Raw genomic sequence first — 1,208 nt, forward strand, 5'->3', positions numbered from 1 at the left:
GGCCGCCGCCCGCAGCACCGACTGCAGGTGCTGGCGGTCCGAGTCGATCGTGCGGGCGACGAAGGTCGCCTCGGCGCCGATCGCCAGCGAGAGCGGGTTGAACGGCGCGTCGAGCGAGCCCATCGGCGTCGACTTGGTGATCTTGCCCAGCTCGCTGGTCGGCGAGTACTGACCCTTGGTCAGCCCGTAGATCCGGTTGTTGAACAGCAGGATCTTCAGATTGACGTTGCGCCGCAGCGCGTGGATCAGGTGGTTGCCGCCGATGGACAGCGCGTCACCGTCCCCCGTCACCACCCACACGCTCAGGTCCTGCCGCGAGGACGCCAGCCCGGTCGCGATCGCCGGCGCCCGCCCGTGGATCGAGTGCACCCCGTAGGTGTTCATGTAGTACGGGAAACGCGAGGAACAGCCGATCCCGGAGACGAACACGGTGTTCTCGCGCTTGATGCCGAGCTCCGGCATGAAACCCTGCACCGCCGCCAGGACCGCGTAGTCCCCGCAACCGGGACACCAGCGCACCTCCTGGTCGGTCTTGAAGTCCCGGGCACTCTGCGGACCTTCGGCCTTGGGCACCAGGTTCAGGGACGGGAAGCCGTTCTCGCTCATCGGTGGTCCTCCTCGTCCAGGGCGCCGATCGCCGCCGACAGTACGTCCGCCAACTGCGCCGCCTTGAACGGCAGCCCACGCACCTGGTTGTAGGACTCCGCGTCCACCAGGTACTTCGCCCGCAGCAGCAGCGCGAGCTGGCCCAGATTCATCTCCGGCACGACGACCTTCTCGTAACTCCTGAGCACCGCGCCCAGGTTGGCCGGGAAGGGATTCAGGTGACGCAGGTGCGCCTGAGCGACCTCCCCGCCGTCCGCCCGCACCCGCCGCACGGCCGCGGTGATCGGCCCGTACGTCGAACCCCACCCCAGCACCAGCACCCGCGCCTCGCCACTCGGGTCGTCGACCTCCACGTCGGGGACGGCGACCCCGTCGACCTTCGCCTGCCGGGTACGGACCATGAAGTCGTGGTTCGCCGGGTCGTAGGAGATGTTCCCCGTCCCGTCCTGCTTCTCGATCCCGCCGATCCGGTGCTCCAGCCCCGGCGTACCGGGCAGCGCCCACGGCCTGGCCAGGGTCCTCGGATCCCGCAGGTAGGGCCAGAACGAGCCGTCCTCGCGGTTCGGACCGGTCGCGAAGTCCGCACTGACCAGCGGGAGTTC

The 1,208-nt window shown here is 69.1% G+C and carries 1 protein-coding gene and 1 pseudogene; both read right to left on the reverse strand.

Annotated elements, in window-relative coordinates:
- The coding region (locus tag AC07BF_RS37830; RefSeq protein ID WP_478334611.1) for a 2-oxoacid:ferredoxin oxidoreductase subunit beta at window positions 1–606 on the reverse strand (606 nt) is incomplete at its 3' end.
- Window positions 603–1,208, reverse strand: a pseudogene (locus AC07BF_RS37835) (2-oxoacid:acceptor oxidoreductase subunit alpha); the annotation flags it as partial. The gene AC07BF_RS37830 and the pseudogene AC07BF_RS37835, both read right to left, overlap by 4 nt.

The organism is Kitasatospora sp. NPDC043950 (genome assembly GCF_056435345.1).